The 22,949-nt window shown below is 38.1% G+C and carries 20 protein-coding genes; 12 read left to right on the top strand and 8 right to left on the bottom strand.

Annotated elements, in window-relative coordinates; all coding sequences use genetic code 11:
* Positions 1–148: 148 nt before the first annotated feature.
* The 7 genes from B3C94_RS23500 to B3C94_RS02885 all read left to right on the top strand — a co-directional run bounded on the left by B3C94_RS23500 (position 149) and on the right by B3C94_RS02885 (position 7,385).
* Complete coding sequence (locus tag B3C94_RS23500; RefSeq protein WP_414712631.1) at positions 149–478, top strand: SemiSWEET family transporter; 330 nt, start codon at positions 149–151, stop codon at positions 476–478.
* A gap of 81 nt (positions 479–559) precedes the next feature.
* Positions 560–2,023 (top strand): hybrid sensor histidine kinase/response regulator, encoded by a 1,464-nt coding sequence (locus tag B3C94_RS02910; RefSeq protein ID WP_293898688.1) that lies wholly within the window; start codon positions 560–562, stop codon positions 2,021–2,023.
* 8 nt (positions 2,024–2,031) lie between these two features.
* Positions 2,032–5,625 (top strand): response regulator, encoded by a 3,594-nt coding sequence (locus B3C94_RS02905; protein ID WP_293898686.1) that lies wholly within the window; start codon positions 2,032–2,034, stop codon positions 5,623–5,625.
* A gap of 4 nt (positions 5,626–5,629) precedes the next feature.
* Positions 5,630–6,007 (top strand): response regulator, encoded by a 378-nt coding sequence (locus tag B3C94_RS02900; RefSeq protein WP_293898683.1) that lies wholly within the window; start codon positions 5,630–5,632, stop codon positions 6,005–6,007.
* A 3-nt stretch (positions 6,008–6,010) separates the two neighbouring features.
* Positions 6,011–6,376 (top strand): response regulator, encoded by a 366-nt coding sequence (locus tag B3C94_RS02895; protein ID WP_293898680.1) that lies wholly within the window; start codon positions 6,011–6,013, stop codon positions 6,374–6,376.
* A 125-nt stretch (positions 6,377–6,501) separates the two neighbouring features.
* Positions 6,502–6,978, top strand: coding sequence for a pyridoxamine 5'-phosphate oxidase family protein (locus B3C94_RS02890; RefSeq protein ID WP_293898678.1), 477 nt, complete (start codon positions 6,502–6,504; stop codon positions 6,976–6,978).
* Between the two features lie 227 nt (positions 6,979–7,205).
* Positions 7,206–7,385 (top strand): response regulator, encoded by a 180-nt coding sequence (locus B3C94_RS02885; RefSeq protein ID WP_349679117.1) that lies wholly within the window; start codon positions 7,206–7,208, stop codon positions 7,383–7,385.
* A gap of 76 nt (positions 7,386–7,461) precedes the next feature.
* Here B3C94_RS02885 and B3C94_RS02880 read toward each other — a convergent pair whose 3' ends face one another.
* The gene (locus tag B3C94_RS02880) at positions 7,462–8,118 is read right to left on the bottom strand and encodes a response regulator transcription factor (RefSeq protein WP_293898675.1); all 657 of its coding nucleotides are present in this window, start codon (positions 8,116–8,118) and stop codon (positions 7,462–7,464) included.
* Between the two features lie 526 nt (positions 8,119–8,644).
* Here B3C94_RS02880 and B3C94_RS02875 point away from each other — a divergent pair.
* Entirely contained in the window at positions 8,645–9,343 is a 699-nt protein-coding gene (locus B3C94_RS02875; RefSeq protein ID WP_293898672.1) for a hypothetical protein, read from the top strand.
* Here B3C94_RS02875 and B3C94_RS02870 read toward each other — a convergent pair.
* Entirely contained in the window at positions 9,271–9,615 is a 345-nt protein-coding gene (locus tag B3C94_RS02870) for a nuclear transport factor 2 family protein (RefSeq protein ID WP_293898669.1), read from the bottom strand. The two genes, B3C94_RS02875 and B3C94_RS02870, sit on opposite strands and share 73 nt — an antisense overlap.
* 535 nt (positions 9,616–10,150) lie before the next feature.
* Here B3C94_RS02870 and B3C94_RS02865 point away from each other — a divergent pair.
* Together B3C94_RS02865 and B3C94_RS02860 are read left to right on the top strand one after the other, a co-directional pair.
* Positions 10,151–10,819 (top strand): flavin reductase family protein, encoded by a 669-nt coding sequence (locus B3C94_RS02865; protein ID WP_293898666.1) that lies wholly within the window; start codon positions 10,151–10,153, stop codon positions 10,817–10,819.
* Positions 10,820–11,163: 344 nt separating this feature from the next.
* On the top strand, positions 11,164–15,672 hold the full coding sequence (locus B3C94_RS02860; protein WP_293898663.1) for an AAA domain-containing protein: 4,509 nt from the start codon (positions 11,164–11,166) through the stop codon (positions 15,670–15,672).
* 284 nt (positions 15,673–15,956) lie between these two features.
* On the opposite strand, the gene B3C94_RS02855 is transcribed toward B3C94_RS02860, so the two are convergent.
* Together B3C94_RS02855 and B3C94_RS02850 are read right to left on the bottom strand one after the other, a co-directional pair.
* The gene (locus tag B3C94_RS02855) at positions 15,957–16,352 is read right to left on the bottom strand and encodes a hypothetical protein (protein WP_293898660.1); all 396 of its coding nucleotides are present in this window, start codon (positions 16,350–16,352) and stop codon (positions 15,957–15,959) included.
* A complete protein-coding gene (locus tag B3C94_RS02850; protein ID WP_293898657.1) occupies positions 16,352–17,518 on the bottom strand; it encodes an FAD-dependent monooxygenase in 1,167 nt (388 codons plus the stop codon). Before B3C94_RS02850 ends, B3C94_RS02855 begins: the two co-directional genes overlap by 1 nt.
* A gap of 83 nt (positions 17,519–17,601) precedes the next feature.
* On the opposite strand from B3C94_RS02850, the gene B3C94_RS02845 reads away from it, so the two are divergent.
* Positions 17,602–18,555 (top strand): helix-turn-helix domain-containing protein, encoded by a 954-nt coding sequence (locus B3C94_RS02845; protein ID WP_293898654.1) that lies wholly within the window; start codon positions 17,602–17,604, stop codon positions 18,553–18,555.
* Between the two features lie 272 nt (positions 18,556–18,827).
* On the opposite strand, the gene B3C94_RS02840 is transcribed toward B3C94_RS02845, so the two are convergent.
* The 3 genes from B3C94_RS02840 to B3C94_RS02830 all read right to left on the bottom strand — a co-directional run bounded on the left by B3C94_RS02840 (position 18,828) and on the right by B3C94_RS02830 (position 21,689).
* Entirely contained in the window at positions 18,828–19,130 is a 303-nt protein-coding gene (locus B3C94_RS02840; protein ID WP_293898651.1) for an SOS response-associated peptidase family protein, read from the bottom strand.
* 1,066 nt (positions 19,131–20,196) lie between these two features.
* On the bottom strand, positions 20,197–20,913 hold the full coding sequence (locus B3C94_RS02835) for a hypothetical protein (protein WP_293898648.1): 717 nt from the start codon (positions 20,911–20,913) through the stop codon (positions 20,197–20,199).
* Positions 20,914–20,942: 29 nt separating this feature from the next.
* Complete coding sequence (locus B3C94_RS02830; RefSeq protein ID WP_293898645.1) at positions 20,943–21,689, bottom strand: hypothetical protein; 747 nt, start codon at positions 21,687–21,689, stop codon at positions 20,943–20,945.
* Between the two features lie 375 nt (positions 21,690–22,064).
* Here B3C94_RS02830 and B3C94_RS02825 point away from each other — a divergent pair, with 375 nt between their 5' ends.
* On the top strand, positions 22,065–22,457 hold the full coding sequence (locus B3C94_RS02825) for a hypothetical protein (RefSeq protein WP_293898642.1): 393 nt from the start codon (positions 22,065–22,067) through the stop codon (positions 22,455–22,457).
* A 26-nt stretch (positions 22,458–22,483) separates the two neighbouring features.
* Here B3C94_RS02825 and B3C94_RS02820 read toward each other — a convergent pair whose 3' ends face one another.
* The gene (locus B3C94_RS02820) at positions 22,484–22,930 is read right to left on the bottom strand and encodes a hypothetical protein (RefSeq protein WP_293898639.1); all 447 of its coding nucleotides are present in this window, start codon (positions 22,928–22,930) and stop codon (positions 22,484–22,486) included.
* Positions 22,931–22,949 lie beyond the last annotated feature (19 nt).

Raw genomic sequence — 22,949 nt, 5'->3', positions numbered from 1 at the left:
GAAAAATGGGGTACTTACAATATCTTATCTACTTTAAAAAATTTTCTAGTTTAAAACAATTCTACACTTAAACTATTTCTTATTGTTTTCTTATTAATATCCTTGTAATACTAGATTTTATTTAATACTTTACCAATTCACAAACGAATTGTTTTTTAGTCTTGTTAAGATAAAGACAGAATATTTAAGAAATATAGTTCTAACAAACTTGATTAACTTTGATATTTTGGGATTAATTGCTGGCATATTGACATCTATTTCTTTGCTTCCTCAGCTTAGAGAGGTTCTAAAAGGAAAAATTGTGAATGACATCGCACCAGTCGTACTCATCATATTAATAGTTGGTCTTTCCCTTTGGGCATGGTACGGAGTATTAAAAACAGAAATGCCAATTATCCTTTCCACTTCTTTTGCGGTAATTGTAAATCTGTGTTTATTCGCCTTACATAATATCTATCGTAAACCTAAGAGCATATAAAATGATGATGTACTACCTCTATTATATATTTAATATTTATTTAGATAATTTAAACTTTTATCATTCATTAATGTATAAATCATGATTTTAATTGTAGACGATCAAGAAGAAAACATATTCTCTTTAAAAAAGCTTTTGGAATCAAAAAATTTTCTGGTAGATACCGCTTTTTCTGGTGAGGAAGCGTTAAAAAAAGCATTAAAAGGCGAGTATGTCCTTATTATTCTGGACGTGCAGATGCCCGATATGGACGGCTTTGAGGTAGCTGCAACATTACGTGGCCTGAACAAAACGAAGAATATTCCAATTATTTTCTTATCAGCAGTAAATAAGGATAAAAAATTCATAACACAAGGTTATGCTGCCGGAGGACATGATTATGTAACCAAACCAGTAGATCCAGAAATTCTATTACTGAAAGTTAAAACCTTTTATGAGCTCCACGAAAAAACAGTTGCTTTAAATAAAATGCAGCAACAGCTATTAGTGGAAATTGAAGAAAGAAAAAGAGCTCAGCGAGGATTAGAAAAACAGATCAACCTATTGCATCAGACTCTTGAGTCTCTGCCGCAGTTAGCCTTCACCGCAAATTTTGATGGCGATATCAAATTTGTTAATTCCCAATGGTTTAATTTTGTCCAAGCAGCAGATTCCTTTCCTTCCACACATCCTGAAGAGACCGAAATTAAGGAGCTGTGGCACGAAGTAGTAAGCAATAAAGACCTTTACGAAAAAGAAGTTCGCATCAAAGAACACGATTCAGAGAACTACAGGTATCATCTTCTCCGCATATCCCCAATTCGAGAACAGGAATCTGGCCCCTTTTGGGTCGGGACATTTACCGACATTGACCATCAAAAACAACTGGAGCAAAAAAAAGATGAATTTTTAAGTATTGCAAGTCACGAGCTAAAAACACCGTTAACAAGTATAAAGGGGTATGTCCAATTTCTACTTCGCTTGATCAAACTGAATGACCTGAATTCAATTGAAAAGCATCTCCTTACACTGGATGGTCATGTTGATAAGTTACAGGAATTAATAAAGGACCTCCTTGACATTTCCAAAATAGAAAACGGACACCTTAATCTTCAAATAGAAAACTTTGATATCGAAAATCTGATAGAAGAGACTGTAGATTCAATGAAAAAGATAAATAATGATGTGATGTTTGAATTGAGGCTGCAACCTAATCGACGAGCTGTTCAAGGTGATAAAAAAAGAATTGAACAGGTTCTAGTGAATTACCTGAGCAATGGGATCAAATACTCTGTTAGTGAGCCACGGATAGTTATTGATACGTTGTATGAGGGTGATCAAGTAAGCGTATTGGTCACCGACTATGGTATAGGCATTCCACAGAGCAAACAGCAGCATGTTTTTGATAAATTTTACCGTGTGGAAGAATCTTCTCTGAACTTTCAGGGTTTGGGTATCGGCCTTTATATCTGTTCTGAGATTATCAGGCAGCACAATGGATCTGTAGGTGTCCGAAGCGCGCCAACGGGAGGATCTACTTTTTATTTTTCTTTACCTTTAAATTAAACTAGGCCATGCCAAAACGTTTTTTAAGAGATCTCCAAATAGGTTTTGGAGTTTCGCTGGTCCTATTGTTGGCGAGTTCAACAGCTTCATACTTAAGCATCCGAAATCAGATTCACAATAGTGAAATGGTAGATCATAGCCGACGGGTCATTTCAAAGGCCAACAATATTTTGATTGATCTTCAAAATGCTGAAACAGGACAACGTGGTTTTCTGCTGACCGGAAGAGAACACTTTTTACAACCCTTTTATACCAGTACGCGTTCCCTCCCACAATCCATTGCTTCTGCCAAAGAGCTGGTCTCTGACAATGTTACTCAGAAGCGGATCATTGACAGTGTTGGTCTATTAGTTGAGTCGCGCCTCAACAAATTGATAGGACTCGTCAATCTCAAAAACAGTCAGGGGACGATCACCCTTAAGGATATGGAAGAGGGAAAGAAATATATGGACGTTTGCCGCGGACTTATTGCCACCTTCGTAGACAATGAGGAGAAATTATTAAACAGCAGGTCTGGAAGGTTAAATGCAGCCTCTACCTTGACCTCACTATTTGTGATTATTGCGGCCATTGTTTCCTTATTTATTACCATAGTTTCATACATCCGTCTTCGGGGTGACCTCGCAAAGCGCGTATTATTGGAAGAGGACCTTAGGAAAAAAGATGGCGAAATAAAACAGCGTCTTATCACAACGCAGAGAATCGCAGGGCAAATTGCCGCTGGAAATTATGAGGTGAAAATCAACGATCAGGAACACGATGAACTAGGTAGCTTGGCGGGGTCATTAAACCACATGGCTGCTTCACTCAAGAAATCTTTTGATGAGCTAAGCAATAATGAATGGCGACAGACTGGATTAGCGTTGCTGAATGACGTTTTGGTGGGCAACAGACTCCAAGAAGACCTCGCCAAAGAAGCATTGCAAACTTTGATCAATTATACAGATTGTGCCAATGGATCACTCTACCTGGTACAGCAGGAAAAACTTGTTTTAATCGGTGCTTATGGTCAAGAAACTTCTATGCCAGAATCTATCGATTTTGGCCAAGGCGCTATTGGTCAGGTATTTTTAAACGGCAAGGAACGGATACTAGAAAATCCTGATCCAGCAGAAAATATAGTTAGTTTTGCAAGTGGTCATTTCCCGCTCCGCAATATTTTATTGCTTCCTATTTTTGATGAACGCACTTGCATCGGTGTTATGGAATTAGGATCATTTGCTAATTTTGAGGCTTTGCAGCTTCCCTACTACAAGGAAGCTAGCCGTCATATCGGTGCAGCGATCGTAGCGGCGCAAGCGCGCCAAAAAGTGCAGCTCTTATTGGAAGAAACACAGACGCAGACTGAAGAACTACAGGCGCAACATGCCGAGCTTGAAAACCTCAATGCTAACCTTGAGATCCATACCCAAAAACTCCAGACCTCAGAAGAGGAGCTCCGTGTTCAACAGGAAGAGTTGCTGCAAGCAAATAAAGAGCTCGAAGAACGCTCAGCACTCCTGGAGGAAAAAAACTTGCTGATAGCGGATCGCAACCACGAGATTCAGAAAAAAGCGGAAGAGCTCACCCGCAGCACCAGATATAAATCAGAGTTCTTGGCAAATATGTCCCATGAATTGCGCACACCGCTCAATTCGATCCTTTTGCTGTCACGCTTAATGTCCGACAATCCAGAGAAAAATCTGACGACAGAGCAGATCGAATCTGCCGAGGTCATCCAGCTCTCCGGACAAAATCTGCTGACATTGATAGATGAGATCCTCGATCTATCTAAAATAGAATCGGGTAAAATGGATCTTGACTATCAAAATATTGTCATGGCAGATCTGGTACGAGATCTTAACAATCTATTCTCGCCTATTGTGCAAGAAAAGGCACTATCATTCACGATTAAGCTCGCAGATGATCTTCCACCAATAATAAAGTCGGATCGGCAACGGCTAGAACAAATACTACGGAATCTATTATCTAATGCTATTAAGTTTACATCGATTGGACAGGTAACGCTTGCAATTTCTCATACAGTGCAAGATGCTGGAAATATTAGCTTTGCCGTAACCGACACGGGAATAGGAATTCCCGCTGACAAACAAGGGGTCATATTCGAAGCATTCCAACAAGCGGACGGATCCACCCGCCGTAAATTTGGTGGAACTGGTCTTGGACTTTCTATAAGCCGGGAACTCGCCCGGTTGTTGGGAGGTGAAATCCGTTTGAATAGCCAGGAAAGAAAAGGCAGTACATTTACACTTATATTACCTTTAGATCCAACAAATCATGAAAATATGCCGCAGACAACGGGTGAGCTTATACAGTCAATTTCGGAAAGTATTGAAGGAACACAGGAAATTATCCTATCAAATAATCCCCATATCACTGATATCATACCCGCAGATGTTGATGATGATCGAAATAACATTACAGAAGGTGACAAAGTCATTCTGATTGTAGAAGATGATGTTAATTTCGCCAAAGCATTGCTCCGCTATACACGTCAGCAAAGTTATAAAGGAATTGTTATTGTACGTGGAGACCAGGCGACCAATGCAGCCCTTAGGTATAAGCCCACAGCAATCTTATTGGATATTCAGTTACCTGTAAAAGATGGTTGGCAGGTCATGGTAGAAATAAAAGGTAATCCGATAACACGTCATATTCCCGTTCATATTATGTCATCTTTCGAAGTGAAACGAGAAAGTCTACTTCAGGGGGCAATTGATTTTATTGATAAACCTGTTGCATTGGAACAAATGGCGCAGATGTTCAGAAAAATCGAAGAAGCACTTGCCCGAAACCCAAAAAAGGTTTTAATAGTTGAAGAAAATTCAAAACATGCCGCAGCGCTGTCGAATTTTTTAGGTAGTTATGACATCATCTCCGACATAAAAACATCTATTGCGGATAGTATTGAAAGTTTGAGTTCCCACGGGGCCGATTGCGTCATATTGGATATGGGAGTTCCAGGTTCCAGGGGATATGAAACTCTAGACTCGATCCGTCAGAAACCAAGTCTTGAGAATATTCCGATTATTGTTTTTACGGGGAAAAATCTTTCTAAGTCCGAAGAGCTAAAATTGAAACAGTACGCAGACTCTATCGTCATTAAAACGGCTAATTCTTATCAGAGAATCCTGGATGAGGTTGGATTATTTTTACATTTAGTTGGAAATAATCCGGAGGCAGGAAACTCAAAATCTTTAAGTTTGGGAACCATGAAAGAGGTTCTCAAAGATAAAAAGGTGCTTATAGCGGACGATGATATAAGAACAATTTACTATCTCTCACAAGCTTTGGAAAGGCATCACATAAATGTTATTTCTGCTACGGATGGCAAAGAGGCCCTTGAAAAAATAGAAGAGCATGACGATATATCAATCATACTGATGGATATGATGATGCCTGAGATGGATGGCTATGAAACAATCAAAATGATACGGCAAAATCCAGACTACAGTTCGATACCTATTATAGCAATAACAGCTAAAAATATGATGGGTGATCGCGAAGCATGTCTTGTTGCGGGAGCTTCTGACTACATTTCTAAACCGGTAGATACAGATCAATTGCTCTCTTTATTACGCGTATGGCTATATAATAACTAATTGTATGAAAATAGAAAACAAAAAACTTATTCTTATCATAGATGATGAGCCCTATAATATATTCGCCCTTAAGTTAGTTCTTAAATCAAAAGGCTATGCTGTGCTCAGCAGCTTTTCACTGGCAGATGGCCTAGAATTGCTTAGACAACATGAGCGGGTAAACATTGTTCTCCTCGATATGATGATGCCCGATATCGACGGATATGAAGGTATTGCCAAAATAAAGGGCTCAGAAGAAAATTATCGCAACGTTCCGATTATTGCTGTAACAGCCCAGGCTATGACCGGTGATAGAGAAAAATGCCTTTTGGCTGGAGCGGACGGATATATTTCAAAACCGATTGAGATTGATGAACTCATTCCTCTAATTGAAAAATTTTAGAAAATGAATAAGAAAACATTGTTACTTTTTGATGATGACAAGCAATTACTAGAAATGGCTACGCTTGTTCTAGAAAGCTTTGGCTATAATGTCGCAGTCTCTTATACTTCTCAAGATGTTATTGAGAAAGTTTCAGAGATAAAACCAGATTTAATATTGATGGATAATTGGATCCCAACGATTGGAGGCATCGAAGCTACTAGACTATTAAAAAATCATCCCAAATACAATTGTATACCAGTGATTTACCTTTCAGCAAATAAAGATATAGAAATTCTTGCTAATCAGGCTGGCGCTGACACTTATCTGGAGAAACCTTTTAATCTTGTTGATTTGGAAAATCTGATCAATAAATTTCTTTTAGTGTAAAATTTCATATTGGCAATCATGATTCATAGCGATTCAAAAAAGTAATTATTCAGAACTTTAAGTATAAAGACTTACAACGATGTTTAGATAGCTTTTGTTTAAAAATTAGATTCAAAATTTTAAGGATGACAGATCTTATTCAAAATAAAAAAGAGACCATATCTATGCTCAAGATTGTACTGAATGAAATTCGGAATGGAATTTTATGTACTTCCTCCCGAAAGGAAGATTTTCCCGATGTTGAATACTTGGAAATCAAAGAAATTGATCAAAATGATGATATAAATAGCTTACTTTCGACTGCTAGCAAATCCTACTGCAATTTGCTAGCAAATAACAATATTAAACTCATTTATACCATGCCCCAGACATCTGAGCTTTTACAGATAATTGGTACTGCTGAAATCAGCAAAAATTCTTGTGACATAGAGAAATACTGGTCACTTAAAGATTTACGCAACTTCGACCAAGGAATTAATGATCCCAGGATCAGAGTCCTGAAAATAGCTATTGGATATTCACAATGTCTTAAATCTAATTCTAATAGCATGATCGAAATTCTCAAACTGCTTGGAAGGACCATTGGTCGACGGGACCACTAATGATTCCAAAATACATCTATTTTCGAAGTTCGCCAACTTACAAAAAGCCTCTTTTTCACTAACCAATTTCCTGTTCCACAACAGACCTTCCAGCCTTGTTTTTCTAAAATAGGCTTCGTCGATCTTATTCCGTACCATAAAATTCAATTAACGCATGCTATTTCTAGCTAAGCATAGCTTTTAGAAGCTAGTTGGGCTTATTTTTTGTTCTAACACTAACATGACCAATTTTCATAAGATCATCAGATCGCTCCTATTACAATATACCGATTATAGCAGTAACCGCCCAGGCAATGCCAGGAGATAAAGAAAAATGCCTAGCTGTCGGTGTAGATGGTTATATTCCCAAACCGATAGACTTTGAAGAGCTTACCGGACAAATCTCCATCCTGACAGCGGGTAGCTGATAGAAGTTTATTGCTGTAAGATCCGGTGGTGCCTCTATGTAATTAAGCTCGAGATAAGCAAACCAATGTTCGTCAGCTACTGCAAGATTTTATGCTGAAATGCGAACCGCACAAGGTCAGCAGTATTTTTGGTTCCCGTTTTATCGATCAACTGCTGCCGATGACCTTCAACGGTGCGTTTACTTAGGAATATCTGGTCGGCAATTTCTGAGTTCGTAAACCCCTGTGAGATAAGCTTAAGGATGTGCAGTTCTCTCTCAGAAATATCGTAACGGAGGAAAATAGCTTGTTTATCAAACTGAGCAGGTTCATGTGCCTCGAAATGATCCATCAATGCTAGACCAATTGACATTGAAAGATATCTCTGCCTCTTCAAAACTTGTAATACACCATCAACGAGTTGTCCATAATCGGAACTTTTAGATATATAACCGGCCGCCCCTGCCCTAAATGCATCAGCTGCAGTTGCCTTATCCTCAATCATGGACAGAACTGCGATTCCGAGCGAAGGAAACTTGTCCTTTACCTTGTGGATCAAAGTGATCCCGTCCATCGCATCCATCGCTATATCTGTAAGTACAAGATCCGGAACCGGATTGTTATTCAAGAACTCCAATGCCTCAAGCCCGTTACCGCACTCGCCTATAATGCTTATTTCTTTACAAGATTCCAGTATAAGACGAAAGCCGTTTCGTACCAGCGTATGATCGTCCACGAGTAATATTGTGTGCATTCCAATACGTGAAAGTTAAACGTAAACCTGCTTCCTGCATCAATTAAAATGCCATTTTTCATACTGAGAAAATATTTCTTTAACCGCAGTGATCGGGCGATTCAGTATTATCTAACTGTTGAGCTCCGTACTTTTGCAAAAGCTGCTAAATAATGAGCACATTGAAGATCGGCAGGAACATTAAAATGTAAAAATGGTGAACTTAAAAACGTTGTCATTAATTCCAGTGCACTTATAAAAGAGGATGTATACACTAGTCGGTTAAAATTGCTCGCTGGCCAATATTTACCAATAGATAAACCTATATGCGATAGCTGTTGTTCTTTCTAAAAATATTTAGAACCATGATATATACGGTTTATGCAGATCAGCAGTATCAAGGCAGGAAGATCCCTCTGTTAGCAGTATTTATAATTGTAAAAAAAAATTACTCAAATAAAGTACAAAGGAGTGTAGTGACACTGAAAGATACAATTACCACAATTTGATCACTTATTTTTACTTAATTAATTAGTATTTTTAATCCATGAAACCTCTTGAAGTCTTTTGCCGTAATCGCGTTATGTATGTCCAAATGACTGTGCATGATAAAAGCATGGGCAAGAAAGACTATCATCTTTACAACAAAAATGGGCTTGCATTTTACGTTTTCAGGAAGTCTCAGGGAGTTTGGGAACTTGCGTTTGGAGAACTTGCAGATGATATAAAGGAAGCATGTATCGATGCACTGATCCTACGATTCGATAGCGATGTACCGGAGCTATTTTACCACCATGGCGTGCGCCAGGTAGTCGAGGTACGCGCGAGAAAATACAGTCTTTGGCACATTTATCTGAACAATGCTTATGTAGGCAGTATCCAGCACGACAAGTATACTAAGAATTTCGATTATCATATTGAGGACAATAGCCTACTGACCGACGACCAGGTACAAAAATACATCGGAATGATTCAACACGGAGAGCTAAAATGGAGAAAAGATGATAATAACAACATCCATCATTTTTTTGGCAGGAATCACAGCTATTTTTTACCGAATGTTGATGCCAATAATTTCAACTTCCTATTTTTGTTAAAACAGCTAATCCAAACACCGTTCCAAATAGAATCAGTTGTTTTACAAGGCATTGGTTGCGATGACTGTAGCTACGATCAGTGTTTTTCAATGACAAATGCTTTAAGTTCCGCCATTTTTCCATCTTCGAATCGCCAAATGTCGCAATAATCGAAGTTTTCATATTCCCCGGCCTTATTTTTCAACCTGATTTCCCCGGTCACCATAACAAAATCGCCCTCCTCAATAGACTTTTCCAATTTGAAAACTGGCGGTTCATGATAGAACTCTTTCATATAAGCGCGGACTTCTTTTATCCCATGGAGGACACGGTCCCCTACAAAGACCCATTCCGTTTCTGCAGTACAGTAGGCCAGAAAGCTTTCATAATCTCCTTTTGCCACAAATTCGTTGGCTGCCTGTAATATCTTTGTATTTTTCATTTTCATCTAAAAAGTGGCGGGCGCATGAATTCCCGATCTGTATAATTACTAAAACCAACTATCTCTACCTCTCCAAGGAACATTGTCCAATGCGAAAAGTTCATTATCTCTAAAAAAAAGCACTGATTTTCCTGCTAGTCGCCCCTAACTAAATTATACACCATGCAGTGGCGCCTGCTATTCACTCCGCGTGTCGGGCTTCAGAGGCATCTTAGCACAGCGGATTACTTTAATGGAAGGGCAATCGTATTCAACGACGACTTTAGCTTCAACCAAATAAATTCCCGCAACACGGAGGAGGTAATTGGCCAGGCTCTGCAATATACTGGGGCAGGACAATAAACACGACAACTATTTCAGAGCCGGGCTATTGATTAACGACAAAGACCTGTCCGATAAACCTGGCAGTAACAATGTCGTCGTGGAATAGGTGTAACAATTGGATTACGCAAGAAACGGATTTTAATAAATGTCGGATATGGTTAATTTTAAAAAGAAAGATAAAAAATCAGTAAAATATTAGAAGGTACTACACATGCATATTAAAAGTTATCCCTCCATTTTATACTTCGGCACACCGGTAGTACTTATCAGTACTAAAAACCCCGATGGTACATCGAATCTTGCGCCTATATCTTCGATTTTCTGGTTAGGTTGGAGGTGCATGATTGGGCTTGGGGCATCATCTCAAACGGCCCAAAACCTTTTGGTAACCAAAGAGGCCGTATTAAACCTGCCATCGGTAAACGAAGCAAAAGCAGTGAACCTACTGGCCAAAACCACGGGGGCGAATCCTGTTCCTCCGTCTAAAATATTAAAGGGATATCGTTTCGAAAAAAATAAATTTGAAATAGCCGGATTGACGGAAACCCCAGCCGAAACCAATAATGCCTCCCGGATTAACGAGTGCCCTGTGCAAATGGAAGCTGTCGTTATGGGCATGCATAAATTGGCGGAAGACGAACCTTTAAAGCATGGGAAGATTATCACGTTTGAACTAAAGATAAACAGGGTATTTTTGGATAAATCAATTACTATGGATAACCATCCAAATCGGGTTGATCCAGATAAATGGAAACCTCTTATTATGAGCTTTCAGGAGTTTTATACACTTGGCGATAAAGTACATGAATCGACTCTCGCAGAAATTCCTGAATATTTATACAACACCTACAATAGGAAATCAACTCAAGAAGAAGTTTAATGATCATTAATAATGGATAAGAAATGATAACAAAGGATGAAATTTTAAATCTCGAGAACACACTTTACAGAGCCATCAAAAATAATGATGTAGAAATACTCGACAGTCTATTGCATGCTGATTTACTTTTTATAATTCCCAGTGATCAGACAATAGCCCAGGAAAAATATGGAGTCCTTTGTCAAGCAATATTATCAAGATAGTTTGATAGTTATGGGGCAAGCTTTCACAATGAATGCGATGGAGGCTTTTTAATGAACATTCAAGTTTTAGATCAGCAATTCCATCCCGTTGCTGATTATACTGAATATTTGTATCTTAGGATAAATACAAATATTATAATTATGTCATCCAAGATTTTCCTGCAATCATTACAAAGTAAATTAAAGGGCGGCAATGCCCGCTCTATTCATTTAAATGCATTGCCAGGAAGGTTGGCCACCCGCTTAGACCTGCAGCAGCTCGACCTCATTGAGGATGGTCTCGCCAAATCATTTTTGGATACATTGTTGACCAAAGCAAACTTTGAATTTAAGATTTCATTTGACAATATAGATCTCAATGAAAAAGATGCGGATACTCAAAAGAAACTGACCGTAATTTCTAAACGACTGAACTCCATTATCATAGAAAATGAAGATTATTTTAAGGAACATGGAATGAAGACTCTCGGATTCGGCTATCCTATTCTTATAAAAAGATCCTCAAAAGACCCCTCCAAGATCATAAAAGCCCCATTATTTATTTGGCAACTAGAGGCCGTTAAATCTAAAAACAAAGTCAATGAATGGTCGTTTTTGCGAAATAAAGTGATTCAAGCGAATGGGAAAATAGTGGATTCAGATATTCACCCGATTAGTATCAACGAGGTCCTCCTTTCTTTTATCAAAAGTGAAGATGACATTACACTCCCCAATCTGACCAATGAAGCCTTAGATGACGCTCTGATTGATAGCAACGAATTAGTGAACGCCTGTGCTGAAGTACTGGAAGCACTCAATTCGAATAATAAAGAGCAGATACTCGAGGTGCTAAGCAAAAACTTTGAAACAGCTATAAATGTATTACCCGAAGCATCCCAGATAGATGCTATCGCCAATAACAAAGCTTACATTCATTTTGGTGGTGTTTTCGGTTTGTTCAGAGCGCAAAAAGAAAGTATTATTACCGACATTTCCCGCTTATTGGATCGATTCGAAACCTTTGAATTTGATGAGCTTAAAGTTGAAAATCTATCGACAACTCCTTTCAGCGCCGTAGATACCGACCCAAGTCAGCAGGCCATAATAAGTGCTCTTGGAAATGAACCGAATCAAATAATACAAGGCCCCCCAGGGACGGGAAAAAGTCAATCATTAACTGCACTGATCACAAATGCACTTGCCAATGGTCTGAAATGTCTTGTCGTCTGCGAAAAGAAAACAGCGCTTGATGTGATTAAAGCAAATATCGAACGTACGAATCCTCAGATCGGTGCTCTGGTAGGTGTAATTGATGATGTGAACGATGCGCGTGAAGCGATCGTGGATTCTGTCAGGGATCGTCAGGTCGGAGTTCCGTTTTACATCTCAGTAAGACAAGCCCAAAACCAATATGATACGATAAAATCAAAACTCAAGGAATCAGCTGAACTTATTAACGCACAGCATGCTGCATTAGCTCAAACGGTCTACGGCGATAAAAGTTGGTCGCAGATCGTCGGACGGTATTTGGCTTTATTGAAAAACTTTAATCAAGTACCGCTCAAGAATATTATACCGAAAGAAGATTTTAATTTTGCTCAGGATCATACAGAACTGGAAAGGACACTTGCTGTTTTAAAGCATAGCCATAATTTATTTAAGCAGTCGCATCAGGTCCATGCTATATTTAGACCATTGGCAGACGATCTATTTTTAGATCAACAGGTTGGGCTATCACGTGTAAAAATTGAAGATTTTATTGCATACGCTCATAAACAGATTCCAACTATTGAACAGCTTATTGCTGAACTTCAAGTGAGTGGAACGCAGTGGGCTGATGATTTTTTGAGTGGCATCCCCGCAATAATGCAGCAGGATTTTAAGCTCTATTTAGCATTTTGTATTGGAGATTCAGTTAAGGAAGAGCTATTGCCATCCAATTTTCCTCAGGAACAGCGCATAAATGAAATTGTCTTAGGATTACAAACAGTAGGGATAAAAGCGCAACAATTTTTCAAGCAATATGAAGATGCTCTGCAACAACATTATAGCAGCTATCATTCATCGCTAAGCAATGCAATATCAACTTATCTTGCTTACGCTGAAACAAGCATTGCTCAATATGGCAATAACTTATTAAATAATAGTAGTGGTGCAAAATTTAAAACAAGCTTATTAAGTATATTCTCGGGAAAGCATAAACAGATAAAACAAACGAGAATCGAATTAAAGAATCGTATCGCGCAGGTAAGATCAGCCCATGTTCAGAAAAATTATATTGAGCATCAATATAACGATCATTTGGAAGCAACTGACTTATCTATTTACCTAAACAATATTGAGGAACTCAGACAAAAAGCAGCCGCTTGGAAAGAGCAATACCCACATACGATAAATAGCTATTTGTCTAACATTAATGACCATCATTTTCATACTGAACTGAGTGAACTAAAAGCGCAAATAGCACCCCTACTTCAAAAATTGGATAGCATAGAGCAAATGCTAATCGCCGATTACAATATTGTTCCAACGACTCCAGTTACTGATATCAATGGGGTGATAAAGGCAATACCCTACCTAACTGAAAGAGTAACTTTTCAATCAAGGTATTTTAATAATTTCCGTGATTATTATGCGGCACGCGCTGATGCCTATCGAAGTCTACAAAACTCGTTCGAAGATATTGAAAGTAACCAGTTAACAGGAAATATGACGAATGGTGTATTTTTACCGTATACAAGTCTTCAGGCTGCACTGGAACTCTGTGATAAGATTAAACATACCATCACAACGTTCAGTGACCATATGGGTGAGTTCCGTATCTATCACGAGTGGAAATCATTTTTCCTTTCACAGGACGAAGCGCAACAAAAGCTTATTTCCAGAATCAGCATACATCTTAAAGATCATTGGGCTGATGCATTTGAATGTTGGTATCTGTATTGGATACTGACGACAAATGAGCCACAAGAGCTGCCAAAAAGTGATTACCAACTACAACAATATCAGCAGCATAAACAGGAGTTTAACCATGCGCAGCTAAACAGTATAATTGCCTTATGGACGGAAAAACAGGCTGATGCTGTAGGACAATTCAAAGCTAGAGGACAAAATATTAATAGTCTTTTTAACAAAAAGGGAGCTAAGGGAATGCGTCGCAATTCACTACGCACTATTGTAAACAGAGAATTTGAACTATTTACTGATTTTTTTCCAGTATTGTTGGTCAATCCATCGGTCTGCAGTTCCATCTTGCCACTGGAGGAAGGAATTTTTGATGTGGTCATATTCGATGAGGCCAGTCAGCTGCGTCTCGAAGATACTTACGCTGCCTTGATCCGTGGAAAGGCCAAAATTGTTTCCGGTGATAAGCATCAGATGGCTCCCTCCTCTTACTTCGAAGGAAGTGGAGCACTACTTGACCCGATTGATGATGAGACAGAAGATCCCGAAGATGAATTTTCAGATCGGACTGCACTGCAAGCTGCTCAGCTTAATCTTGCAGATAGCGAATCTCTACTCGCTTATGCTGTAGATAAAGGCTTCGTTGAATCTTATTTAAAAGTCCATTATCGCTCTAAACACCCTTATCTTATCGACTTTTCCAATCATGCGTTCTACGGAAATAGATTAATGCCTGTCCCGGCAAAAGAGCACTACACTCCTATTGAATACTTACAGATTGATGGATTGTATGAAGGACAGGTAAATAAGGAAGAGGCATTGAAAGTGGTCGAGTTGTTACAACAAATCATGAAGGATGCTAAAGATAGTATTCCAAGCGTGGGTGTAGCTACGTTCAATATTTATCAACGCAACTTGATCCTGGAGGAACTGAGTGCAGTTCGCCAGAACGATACTGTATTCGATAGCTTAATGGCCCAAGCGGGAGATTCATTCTTTGTTAAAAATCTCGAAAACATTCAGGGCGACGAACGGGATATTATCATTCTATCCACTACATTTGGACGGAAAGCTGACGGTTCGTTTAGTCAAAACTTTGGTCCGATTATACAGGGCAAGGGACATCGTATGTTGAATGTAATCATTACTCGAGCGCGGTCAAAAGTATATGTATGTACTTCTTTCCCTCAGGAGGTTGTTGGCCATTATCCAAATCTTATCCAACAGAAGGGCAATAAAGGCCGTGGAATTCTGTACGCTTACTTTACCTATGCGAAAGCGGTAAGTGAGGGAAATGACGAATTGCGAAAAGGCATTCTACAGCTGTTGAGTCAGTATTGTACAGATAAACTGTATGAACCAGCGGAATTTAGCTTAGGGTCTGAGTCTCCATTTGAAGATGAAGTATTCGAACAACTTGCACAGCATATCGGTGCAGACCGTTTAGAACAGCAGCATTCCGTGGGCGGTTTCCGGATTGATATTGTTGTAAAATCAAAAATACACCACAAACCACTCATCGCAATAGAGTGTGATGGCGCTAAATACCATAACAGTTCGGAAGCTTACGCATGGGACAGTTTCCGACAGGAACAACTTGAAAGATATGGATTTATATTCCATAGGATATGGTCCATTAAATGGTGGGATGATGCCAATGGAGAGCTCAATCGACTACTTGATTTTATTCGTCAACAGGATGAAGAAGAGGCAAATTTAGGTAACCATGTGCATGTCGCTACGAGAATCAATATAAATGATAATTAGCGAATCGCCATTGATAGAACCGATAATTCACAGGTAACCAGCACAAATAATGTTATCTCATTGGTTTCCGACTCCTTTTAAAGGTTATCGAGGCAACAATCGTAAACACATTAATCTTTAAAAGGGAGCTATTCACACCAAATGACGAAGTCTGATCTCACGTTCAGGCTTGATAACTTAAAAGATGCATATTAATTATCACTTTTGATGACATTACTCCTACAGCACTAAATCTATCTTCGCCAGAAAATCAGGTGGTCAATTTGCAACCAAGAATCGCATGGTCATTTGATACGAAATTTACATATAACAGAAGTTACTCGATATCCTAAAAATACACAGGGTAAAATACCTAAAATCAGCAATACCCAAAACCATATAGGATTTTTAGCCGACAACCATAGCCAACCCACGACCAGTATTATTAATCCACCAACTATAAGATTTTCTCTTGTTTCGCCCCCTATCCTCGTAGTAGCCATTCCACCCCACACACAACTAACCCAAACACAAAAAAGTTTGATGATAAATTGGGAAAAATTGGTGGCAGCGATTTCCTGACTGGTAAATATTTCTAAAGATGACGTGAACAGCAAGCCTTGCATCTTTGCAAAAGCAGAACTCATTAATCCTATCGTTCCGAATCCAACTATGACGGAAAATATCTTTCTAAAATTCATTATCTAAAATTTAACTGGTCTTCCGTTAATACAATTGGATCAATCATTATTTTTTGCACATCAGCCTCAGAGGCGGCTCTGAATGAATGGACAAAACTGTTTAATTTTTCTTTACTATCAGGGATAAATGATGCTGAATTATTTTTTGCATTAGCCTGAAATTTCTGAATTATTGGCTGCATCATGGTATCATAATTGCAACAAGCCGTTTTTAAATCATTCGGATTTTGATGAATAAAATGAGCTAGCGCCTTTGCTCCATAAATTGATAATGATGCTCCCATTCCCGATAGCGCAGTGGGACAATACCCCGCATCTCCCAATAAAACCACATTACGATTTACTAAAGTGGATGAATTTATCATCCCCATTTTATCAATAAACATTAGACCGTTATCCGCAAAGCGACCTAACAAATGCTGTATATCTTCATTATACCCGGCAAAAGAAGTTTTGAGTATTTCATTAGCTTTATTTTGAACAGATGGTAAATCTCCTGTATCATGTAAATAGCACTGAATGGCTATTTCATCGGAAGCAATGGGATAAATAGACAGCATCTTATTCACATCAATATAGATATTGAATTTGCCAACCTCATAAGAATGATGCTCTCTCAATCGTCCACCCATATAAACAAATTTAAAATCCGCTAGCGTACTTTCCGGAAAATAATTTTGTCTTGTTGTAGAGCGTAACCCTTCTGAAACGATAAGGAGATCGGCCTCCAACACGGTTCCGTTGTTGAGTAATATTTGAACTTTGTCTTCATCATGCATTACGTTTTCAACAGAAGATGAGAAATGAATACTCACTTCATTTTTTACGTCGTTGTATAAAACGTGATGCAATCCGCCTCGCGTTATCAGTACGGAACGTTCAATATTCTCGTTCATTTTCTCATAGCTAAGACTTTGTATAATTGAATCGTCTGACTCCCTGAAATTTACAAATTCAGAGGGTGACGATGCTTGTTGTAATTGTTCTGCTAATCCTAATTCTTCAATAATACGAACGCCAAAACTCTTAAGCGAAATAAGAAATCCGGATTTACTGAATGATGCCGCTCTTTCCAAAACAGTCACCTTATGCCCTTGTTTGCTCAACAGTTTTGCAACAGTCAATCCAGCGATGCCACCTCCTGAAATAATAATATTTTTTTTCATTTTTTTCATTTTTATACAGCAAATATCTTTCTATATTTACAGATAAAATAGCCCAAATTAAACTAATAATAGTCCAAAAAATTATGTTTGATGAAAAGCGTAAAATGAGAAAACTTGCTGAAAAACTTGGCATCTCCTTATCTTCCATTGAAAATGAGATAAAATTTTTGCATTTCAACGAATTGAACATTGTGGACTTGATGCCCGAGATGTTAATAATGGTTCGCTCTTTAATTGCCAGCAAGACTTTTGCTTATAAAAGAAAACCAATCAGGACAATAGAAAAAGGACTACTCATTTCGTTTCAAAATATTCTTATTAACAAAAAATCGGCAAATGCCATTAGTAAAAGATCTTTGAACAATCAGCCTCATGTTCGTATTATACCTTCACATTTGGAAAGTGAAGTGTTATTTCCTAAAGATGTCCACGTACAGCAAATCAGCATTTTAGTTGAGCTGGAATACCTGAAACATTTTGTAGGAAATGATGCAGATAAATTGTCTTATCTTTTTGATATAGAAAAAACCTTTTGGATAGAAGAATTTTTGTCACCTGAAATGACTGATTTAATTGCTCAATTAGCTGACCTTTCAATAGAAAACATTTTACCGCAAGCTTTTTATCGGTTAAAAGCACTTGAACTTATTTATCTGCTTTTCAGCAATTTATTAAAAAGGAAAAAAACAGATTATTTCCATCTTAACAACGCTGAAATTGATGCGGTTTATTTGGTTCGGAATACGATAGCATCAAATCTGGAAAAATCCCTATCTAAAGATGAACTGGTAAAAATAGGTGGAATGAATGAGCTAAAACTAAGAAGGATTTTTACACAAGTTTTTGGAAAAGGAATGTACGAATATTACAATCATCTTCGTATGCAAAAAGCAGCAAGACTATTACAGCAGGAAAATCTTTCAGTTTCCGAAGTTGGCTATCAAGTAGGATTTAGCAACCTGAGTTATTTCGGAAGGTTGTTTGAAAAACACTTTGGATTAAAACCAAAGAAGTGGCAGGATAAAAATAGAATGTAAAAACCTTATATCACACTTTATTATTGGTTATTATTCTCTCCGAACAGCATCTTTAGTTGGCCTAATAACAATAAGTACCCGCAAAACGGGTTACATCAGCTATCGAGGATGTGCAGGTATGGGGCTGGATGTGGTGTAGGTTCGAAACAACGAGTGATTTTCTTTATTTAAAAATAAATATGATCTTAAAAATAGTTATTGATCATTTCGGAGAAAAAGTTGAATAAGCCTCAGGTTTTGAAAGTTAAATTGGCCTAAGCACGATTTTCCCTTCATTGAATATAAGTCACTGGAGAAATATTAGGTGGCATATCCTCCTCCTGAATATCATCGATCCATTGACGTTCAAGATCCTCCGGTAAGAACAAAGGCATACGATGTTTATTGGGCCCCTCATTATGGATATTGGCCATCACTTCGTTGGCTGCTTGTGTGAGCATTCCAAAGGAACCTACGCGTTCAGCTACGTCATCCTCATCCACCGTCTTATGCCGCTCGTACAAACCTGGTAAATATAACGGTTCTCTCCCTTCTGCACCGATAAAATAAGGAACTTTCTTTTTCCAGCCTTTCACCGCGCGATGCTCAAAGGTTAGGATATCGGAGTGATTCTTATGGATATGATGATGCCGGATATGGATGGTTATATTCCGAAGCCGATAGACTTTGAAGAGCTCACTCGGCAGATCTCCATCCTGACAGCGAGTAGCTGATAGAAGTTTATTATTGTAAGATTCGGCGGTGACTATAATGTTATTAGGCTCGAGATAACAATGTTCGGCAGTTACTGCAAGATTTTATGCTGAAATGCGAACCGCACTGGATCAGCAGTATTTTTGGTTTCGGTTTTATCGATCAACTGCTGCCGATGACCTTCAACGGTGCGTTTAGTCAGCAGGAACACTAAAATGCAAAAATGGTGAACTTAAAAACTTTATTATTAATTCCAGTGCACTTATAAAAGAGGATGAATTTATTCATTAGATGTGTTTTACCAAAGATGTGACAGAAGCTGGTATGGCAGAATACTCCGTCAGCATGGCTCAGAGATCAAGGTGAAAAGTATGAAAGATAAGGCTTCCACCTTCTATTTTGATCTTCCAGTGCATACGCTAGCAGGTTAAAATTGCTGGCTGCCCAATATTTACCAATCGATAAACCAATATGCGATAGCTGTGGTTCTTTCTAAAATATTTAGAACCATGATATATACGGTTTATGCAGATCAGCAGTATCAAGACAGGAAGATCCCACTGTTAGCAGTATTTATAATTGTAAAAAAAGATCACAAAAATAAAGGTACAAAGAAGTTTTGTGGCACTGAAAGATATGTGATCACCACCAATGCTGGCGAAAAGTAAGCAGGCAGAGGCTCCGCCACGTCGGATAAGCCATGCCTAAGATCTAACCGCCGCAGGGTACGAAAAGCAAAAAGCAATACTCAGTGATAATTGGTAATTCATGTATTAAAGCAACGCACATGCAATTGATTCTCAAAATTATCCTAGGCTGTAAGAGGTTTTTTGTTACGACCTAGAGTAAGTTTAAAAACTCTTCAGGCTCATTGTTTCTGAGCTCGACTTAGCCTTTGAAAATGTAGTCTCCAATACTTACCTGCGGAAATAAATATGGAGTAGACGCTTATAATATTAAACGTATGATTTTTTTTTCTTCATCAACGGAATAATTTAGTTTTCTATTGAAAAATTGCTCAAAGATTTCCGAGACGTTGATATAGGGGTCTTCTACATCGCTTACACTTCCGCCTGAGCGCCGAGACATTCCTTGATTTATAATAGTTTTAATAAACGGAGTCTTTCTTAAAGATATTGGCGCTTCGTTGTCGGTGCTGTAAGCCAACAGAAGATGCCCGTTCCGATCAAAAACACTATTGACCGTATAATATGAACTCGCATCGATGTATTTTTTCTCTTCCTGACAATAAACGTTGGAGCTTTCATTGTTATTGATGAAGGTAACGTTTCCCTGAAAAAATGGGTTAACAGTAGTTTCAGAATTGAGCTGATATTGTTGTTCCGCTAGTGCAGAAATAAAACACACCGTGCCAGCTCCCGCCTTTAAAAATACATTCTTATCCCTAATAAAACGCTTACTGAAAGCGAAAACACCTCCATTGCCCAACTCATAAACTTTACCGTTTGACTCTATTCCAATAATATACCCCCGGGCAACAAATTCCTTTTGCCACCAGCCAAAGGTTTTTCCGATAAAAAATAATGGCAACAAAAAAGGTAGCACTATTAAAAGTAGACTGCTTTTTTTGGACAATATATTACGCTGTGTTTGTTCTGTATTTTCTGCTTCCATCCCTTCAAAATTGCCTGTCTTCTCTCCCATTTTTCTAATTTTAATCCTAGAAAATAATATTATTCAACACCTTTAAAAGACATAATAACGCCAGAATATTTATCGTGATCTGCACCAATATAAGATAAATCAATACCGGATAAATTTTTATTTTTCACGGCTTCTTTAAATAGCGAATAATTCATTTTTTCGATGTTATTATTCCAGTTTTCATCCGATGTTGGCTTAATTGATTCCAAATCTTTCATTTCAAACATCGCACGATCCGATATTTTTTTAGACCGTTGGACAAAAATTGTATCTCCTTCTACCTTTAGAATTTTAACCCAACCTGCTGGTACACCTTGGATGTTATTTCCTTCAGCATCGGTAAAGAAACTTGCTCCATATAGTTGTCCTGCTTGTAATTGTTGAGCCGCTTTAGCAAGACTTTCTTTTTCATTCCGATATTTTTTGCCATCCATGTCCAGTTTAATACCGTAAATAATAGATCCGATAATTGCTATCGATGCTATAATCAAATACCCTTTCCAAAGTTTGAAATAGGGAATTTTTAGTGTCTTCTTAAATTTCTTTACCTCCTCTTTTATTTCAGGCGAGTAATTTCTTGCGTGGATGATCTGCCCGTACTGATTGATTAAACGAGACATTTTTACCAGACCTCCTCCAACCGGAAATCCTAAAAATTTGGTCGCAGGCGTAATGATACTAAGATTGAAATTCTGCGGTATTGTTTCATTTTTTAAAGTTGCAATGATATTTTTACTTCCTAAAACGTACTCGTATCGTGTATAAATGAACAGCATAAATTGAATGGATTATAAATATTAACCGTTCGAAATTAAGAAAAAAATCCTCCTGTAACAATCCTGTGTCAATTAACTAATTAGTACAGAAACAGATAAATTTATTTGAAATCGTAAGCCTACCTGAACCATCTGAGGGTAATCTTGCTGTAAATTCTTTTTAAAGATGCTTCAGATGATGGTATGAGCTTCTTGGTCATGTTTAGACTACTCCATTTTTGGAATAGATCTTGGATAGGTTAAATTTCAAACACCACAATTTGACTGCTTTTTTACTAAAATTATTAGTATTTTTGATCCATGAAACCTCTTGAAGTCTTTTGCCGAAATCGCGTTATGTATGTCCAAATGACTGTGAATGATAAAAGCATGGGCATGAAATACTATCATCTTTACAACAAAAATGGGCTTGCTTTTTATGTTTTCAGGAAGTCTCAGGGAGTTTGGGAACTTGCGTTTGGAGAACTTGCAGATGATATAAAGGAAGCATGTATAGATGCACTGATCATGCGATTCGATAGCGATGTACCGGAGCTATTTTACCACCATGGCGTGCGCCAGGTAGTCGAGGTACGCGCAAAAAAATACAGTCTTTGGCACATTTATCTGAACAATGCTTATGTAGGCAGCATCCAGCACGACAAGTATGCTAAAAGCTTCGATTATCATATTGAGGACAACAGCCTACTGACCGACGACCAGGTACAAAAATACATTGGAATGATTCAACACGGAGAGCTAAAATGGAGAAAAGATGATAATAGATAATTTCGAGGTTATTGGTGCGTTTAACGCTACTTTTTTAAACGTTTTGTCGGTTTCTCTTTTTGTGGCTTTGCTGGCGTCTTAATTTTTTTCTGTACGGTCTCCATGCGTTTTCTCCAGCTGATGATCTGAGATTCTTCATATACGGGGAGACCTTTATCGTTGAGGAGCCCCATAGATTTAGCTAAACTAAGACTGAGGCGTGCGGACTTACTATTTGCTTTCTTCCAGGTCTGTTGATCGTCCTTAAAATCCTTCTCATAGGCAGCAATAGCCTGCTTAATAATGGCTAGCTCCTTCTTATATTCTTTGAGCTTTCGATAAAGAATCATTAACCTGTTATATGCCCCTGCTTGTAATGGTGCTTTTCTTATAACCAGGTTGTAGCTTCTGATGGCATCTTCGGTTTTACCTTCGAGCTCCTGCAATCGTGCATCTTTCAACAGCTCATTTTTGGATTTCTTAATACCAGTCATATTTATTTTTATCTTTCAA

The sequence above is a fragment of the Sphingobacterium sp. UBA5670 genome (assembly GCF_002420705.1).
GTDB lineage: Bacteria > Bacteroidota > Bacteroidia > Sphingobacteriales > Sphingobacteriaceae > Sphingobacterium.
The sequence above is the reverse complement of the archived record's forward strand: the minus strand, read 5'-3'. Positions and strand labels throughout refer to the sequence as shown.

Coding starts and splice junctions, on each gene's coding strand:
- B3C94_RS02910 (WP_293898688.1), top strand. CDS start 560: ATGATTTTAATTGTAGACGATCAAGAAGAAAACATATTCTCTTTAAAA.
- B3C94_RS02905 (WP_293898686.1), top strand. CDS start 2,032: ATGCCAAAACGTTTTTTAAGAGATCTCCAAATAGGTTTTGGAGTTTCG.
- B3C94_RS02900 (WP_293898683.1), top strand. CDS start 5,630: ATGAAAATAGAAAACAAAAAACTTATTCTTATCATAGATGATGAGCCC.
- B3C94_RS02895 (WP_293898680.1), top strand. CDS start 6,011: ATGAATAAGAAAACATTGTTACTTTTTGATGATGACAAGCAATTACTA.
- B3C94_RS02890 (WP_293898678.1), top strand. CDS start 6,502: ATGACAGATCTTATTCAAAATAAAAAAGAGACCATATCTATGCTCAAG.
- B3C94_RS02880 (WP_293898675.1), bottom strand. CDS start 8,118: ATGCACACAATATTACTCGTGGACGATCATACGCTGGTACGAAACGGC.
- B3C94_RS02875 (WP_293898672.1), top strand. CDS start 8,645: ATGAAACCTCTTGAAGTCTTTTGCCGTAATCGCGTTATGTATGTCCAA.
- B3C94_RS02870 (WP_293898669.1), bottom strand. CDS start 9,615: ATGAAAAATACAAAGATATTACAGGCAGCCAACGAATTTGTGGCAAAA.
- B3C94_RS02865 (WP_293898666.1), top strand. CDS start 10,151: ATGCATATTAAAAGTTATCCCTCCATTTTATACTTCGGCACACCGGTA.
- B3C94_RS02860 (WP_293898663.1), top strand. CDS start 11,164: ATGTCATCCAAGATTTTCCTGCAATCATTACAAAGTAAATTAAAGGGC.
- B3C94_RS02855 (WP_293898660.1), bottom strand. CDS start 16,352: ATGAATTTTAGAAAGATATTTTCCGTCATAGTTGGATTCGGAACGATA.
- B3C94_RS02850 (WP_293898657.1), bottom strand. CDS start 17,518: ATGAAAAAAAATATTATTATTTCAGGAGGTGGCATCGCTGGATTGACT.
- B3C94_RS02845 (WP_293898654.1), top strand. CDS start 17,602: ATGTTTGATGAAAAGCGTAAAATGAGAAAACTTGCTGAAAAACTTGGC.
- B3C94_RS02835 (WP_293898648.1), bottom strand. CDS start 20,913: ATGGGAGAGAAGACAGGCAATTTTGAAGGGATGGAAGCAGAAAATACA.
- B3C94_RS02830 (WP_293898645.1), bottom strand. CDS start 21,689: ATGCTGTTCATTTATACACGATACGAGTACGTTTTAGGAAGTAAAAAT.
- B3C94_RS02825 (WP_293898642.1), top strand. CDS start 22,065: ATGAAATACTATCATCTTTACAACAAAAATGGGCTTGCTTTTTATGTT.
- B3C94_RS02820 (WP_293898639.1), bottom strand. CDS start 22,930: ATGACTGGTATTAAGAAATCCAAAAATGAGCTGTTGAAAGATGCACGA.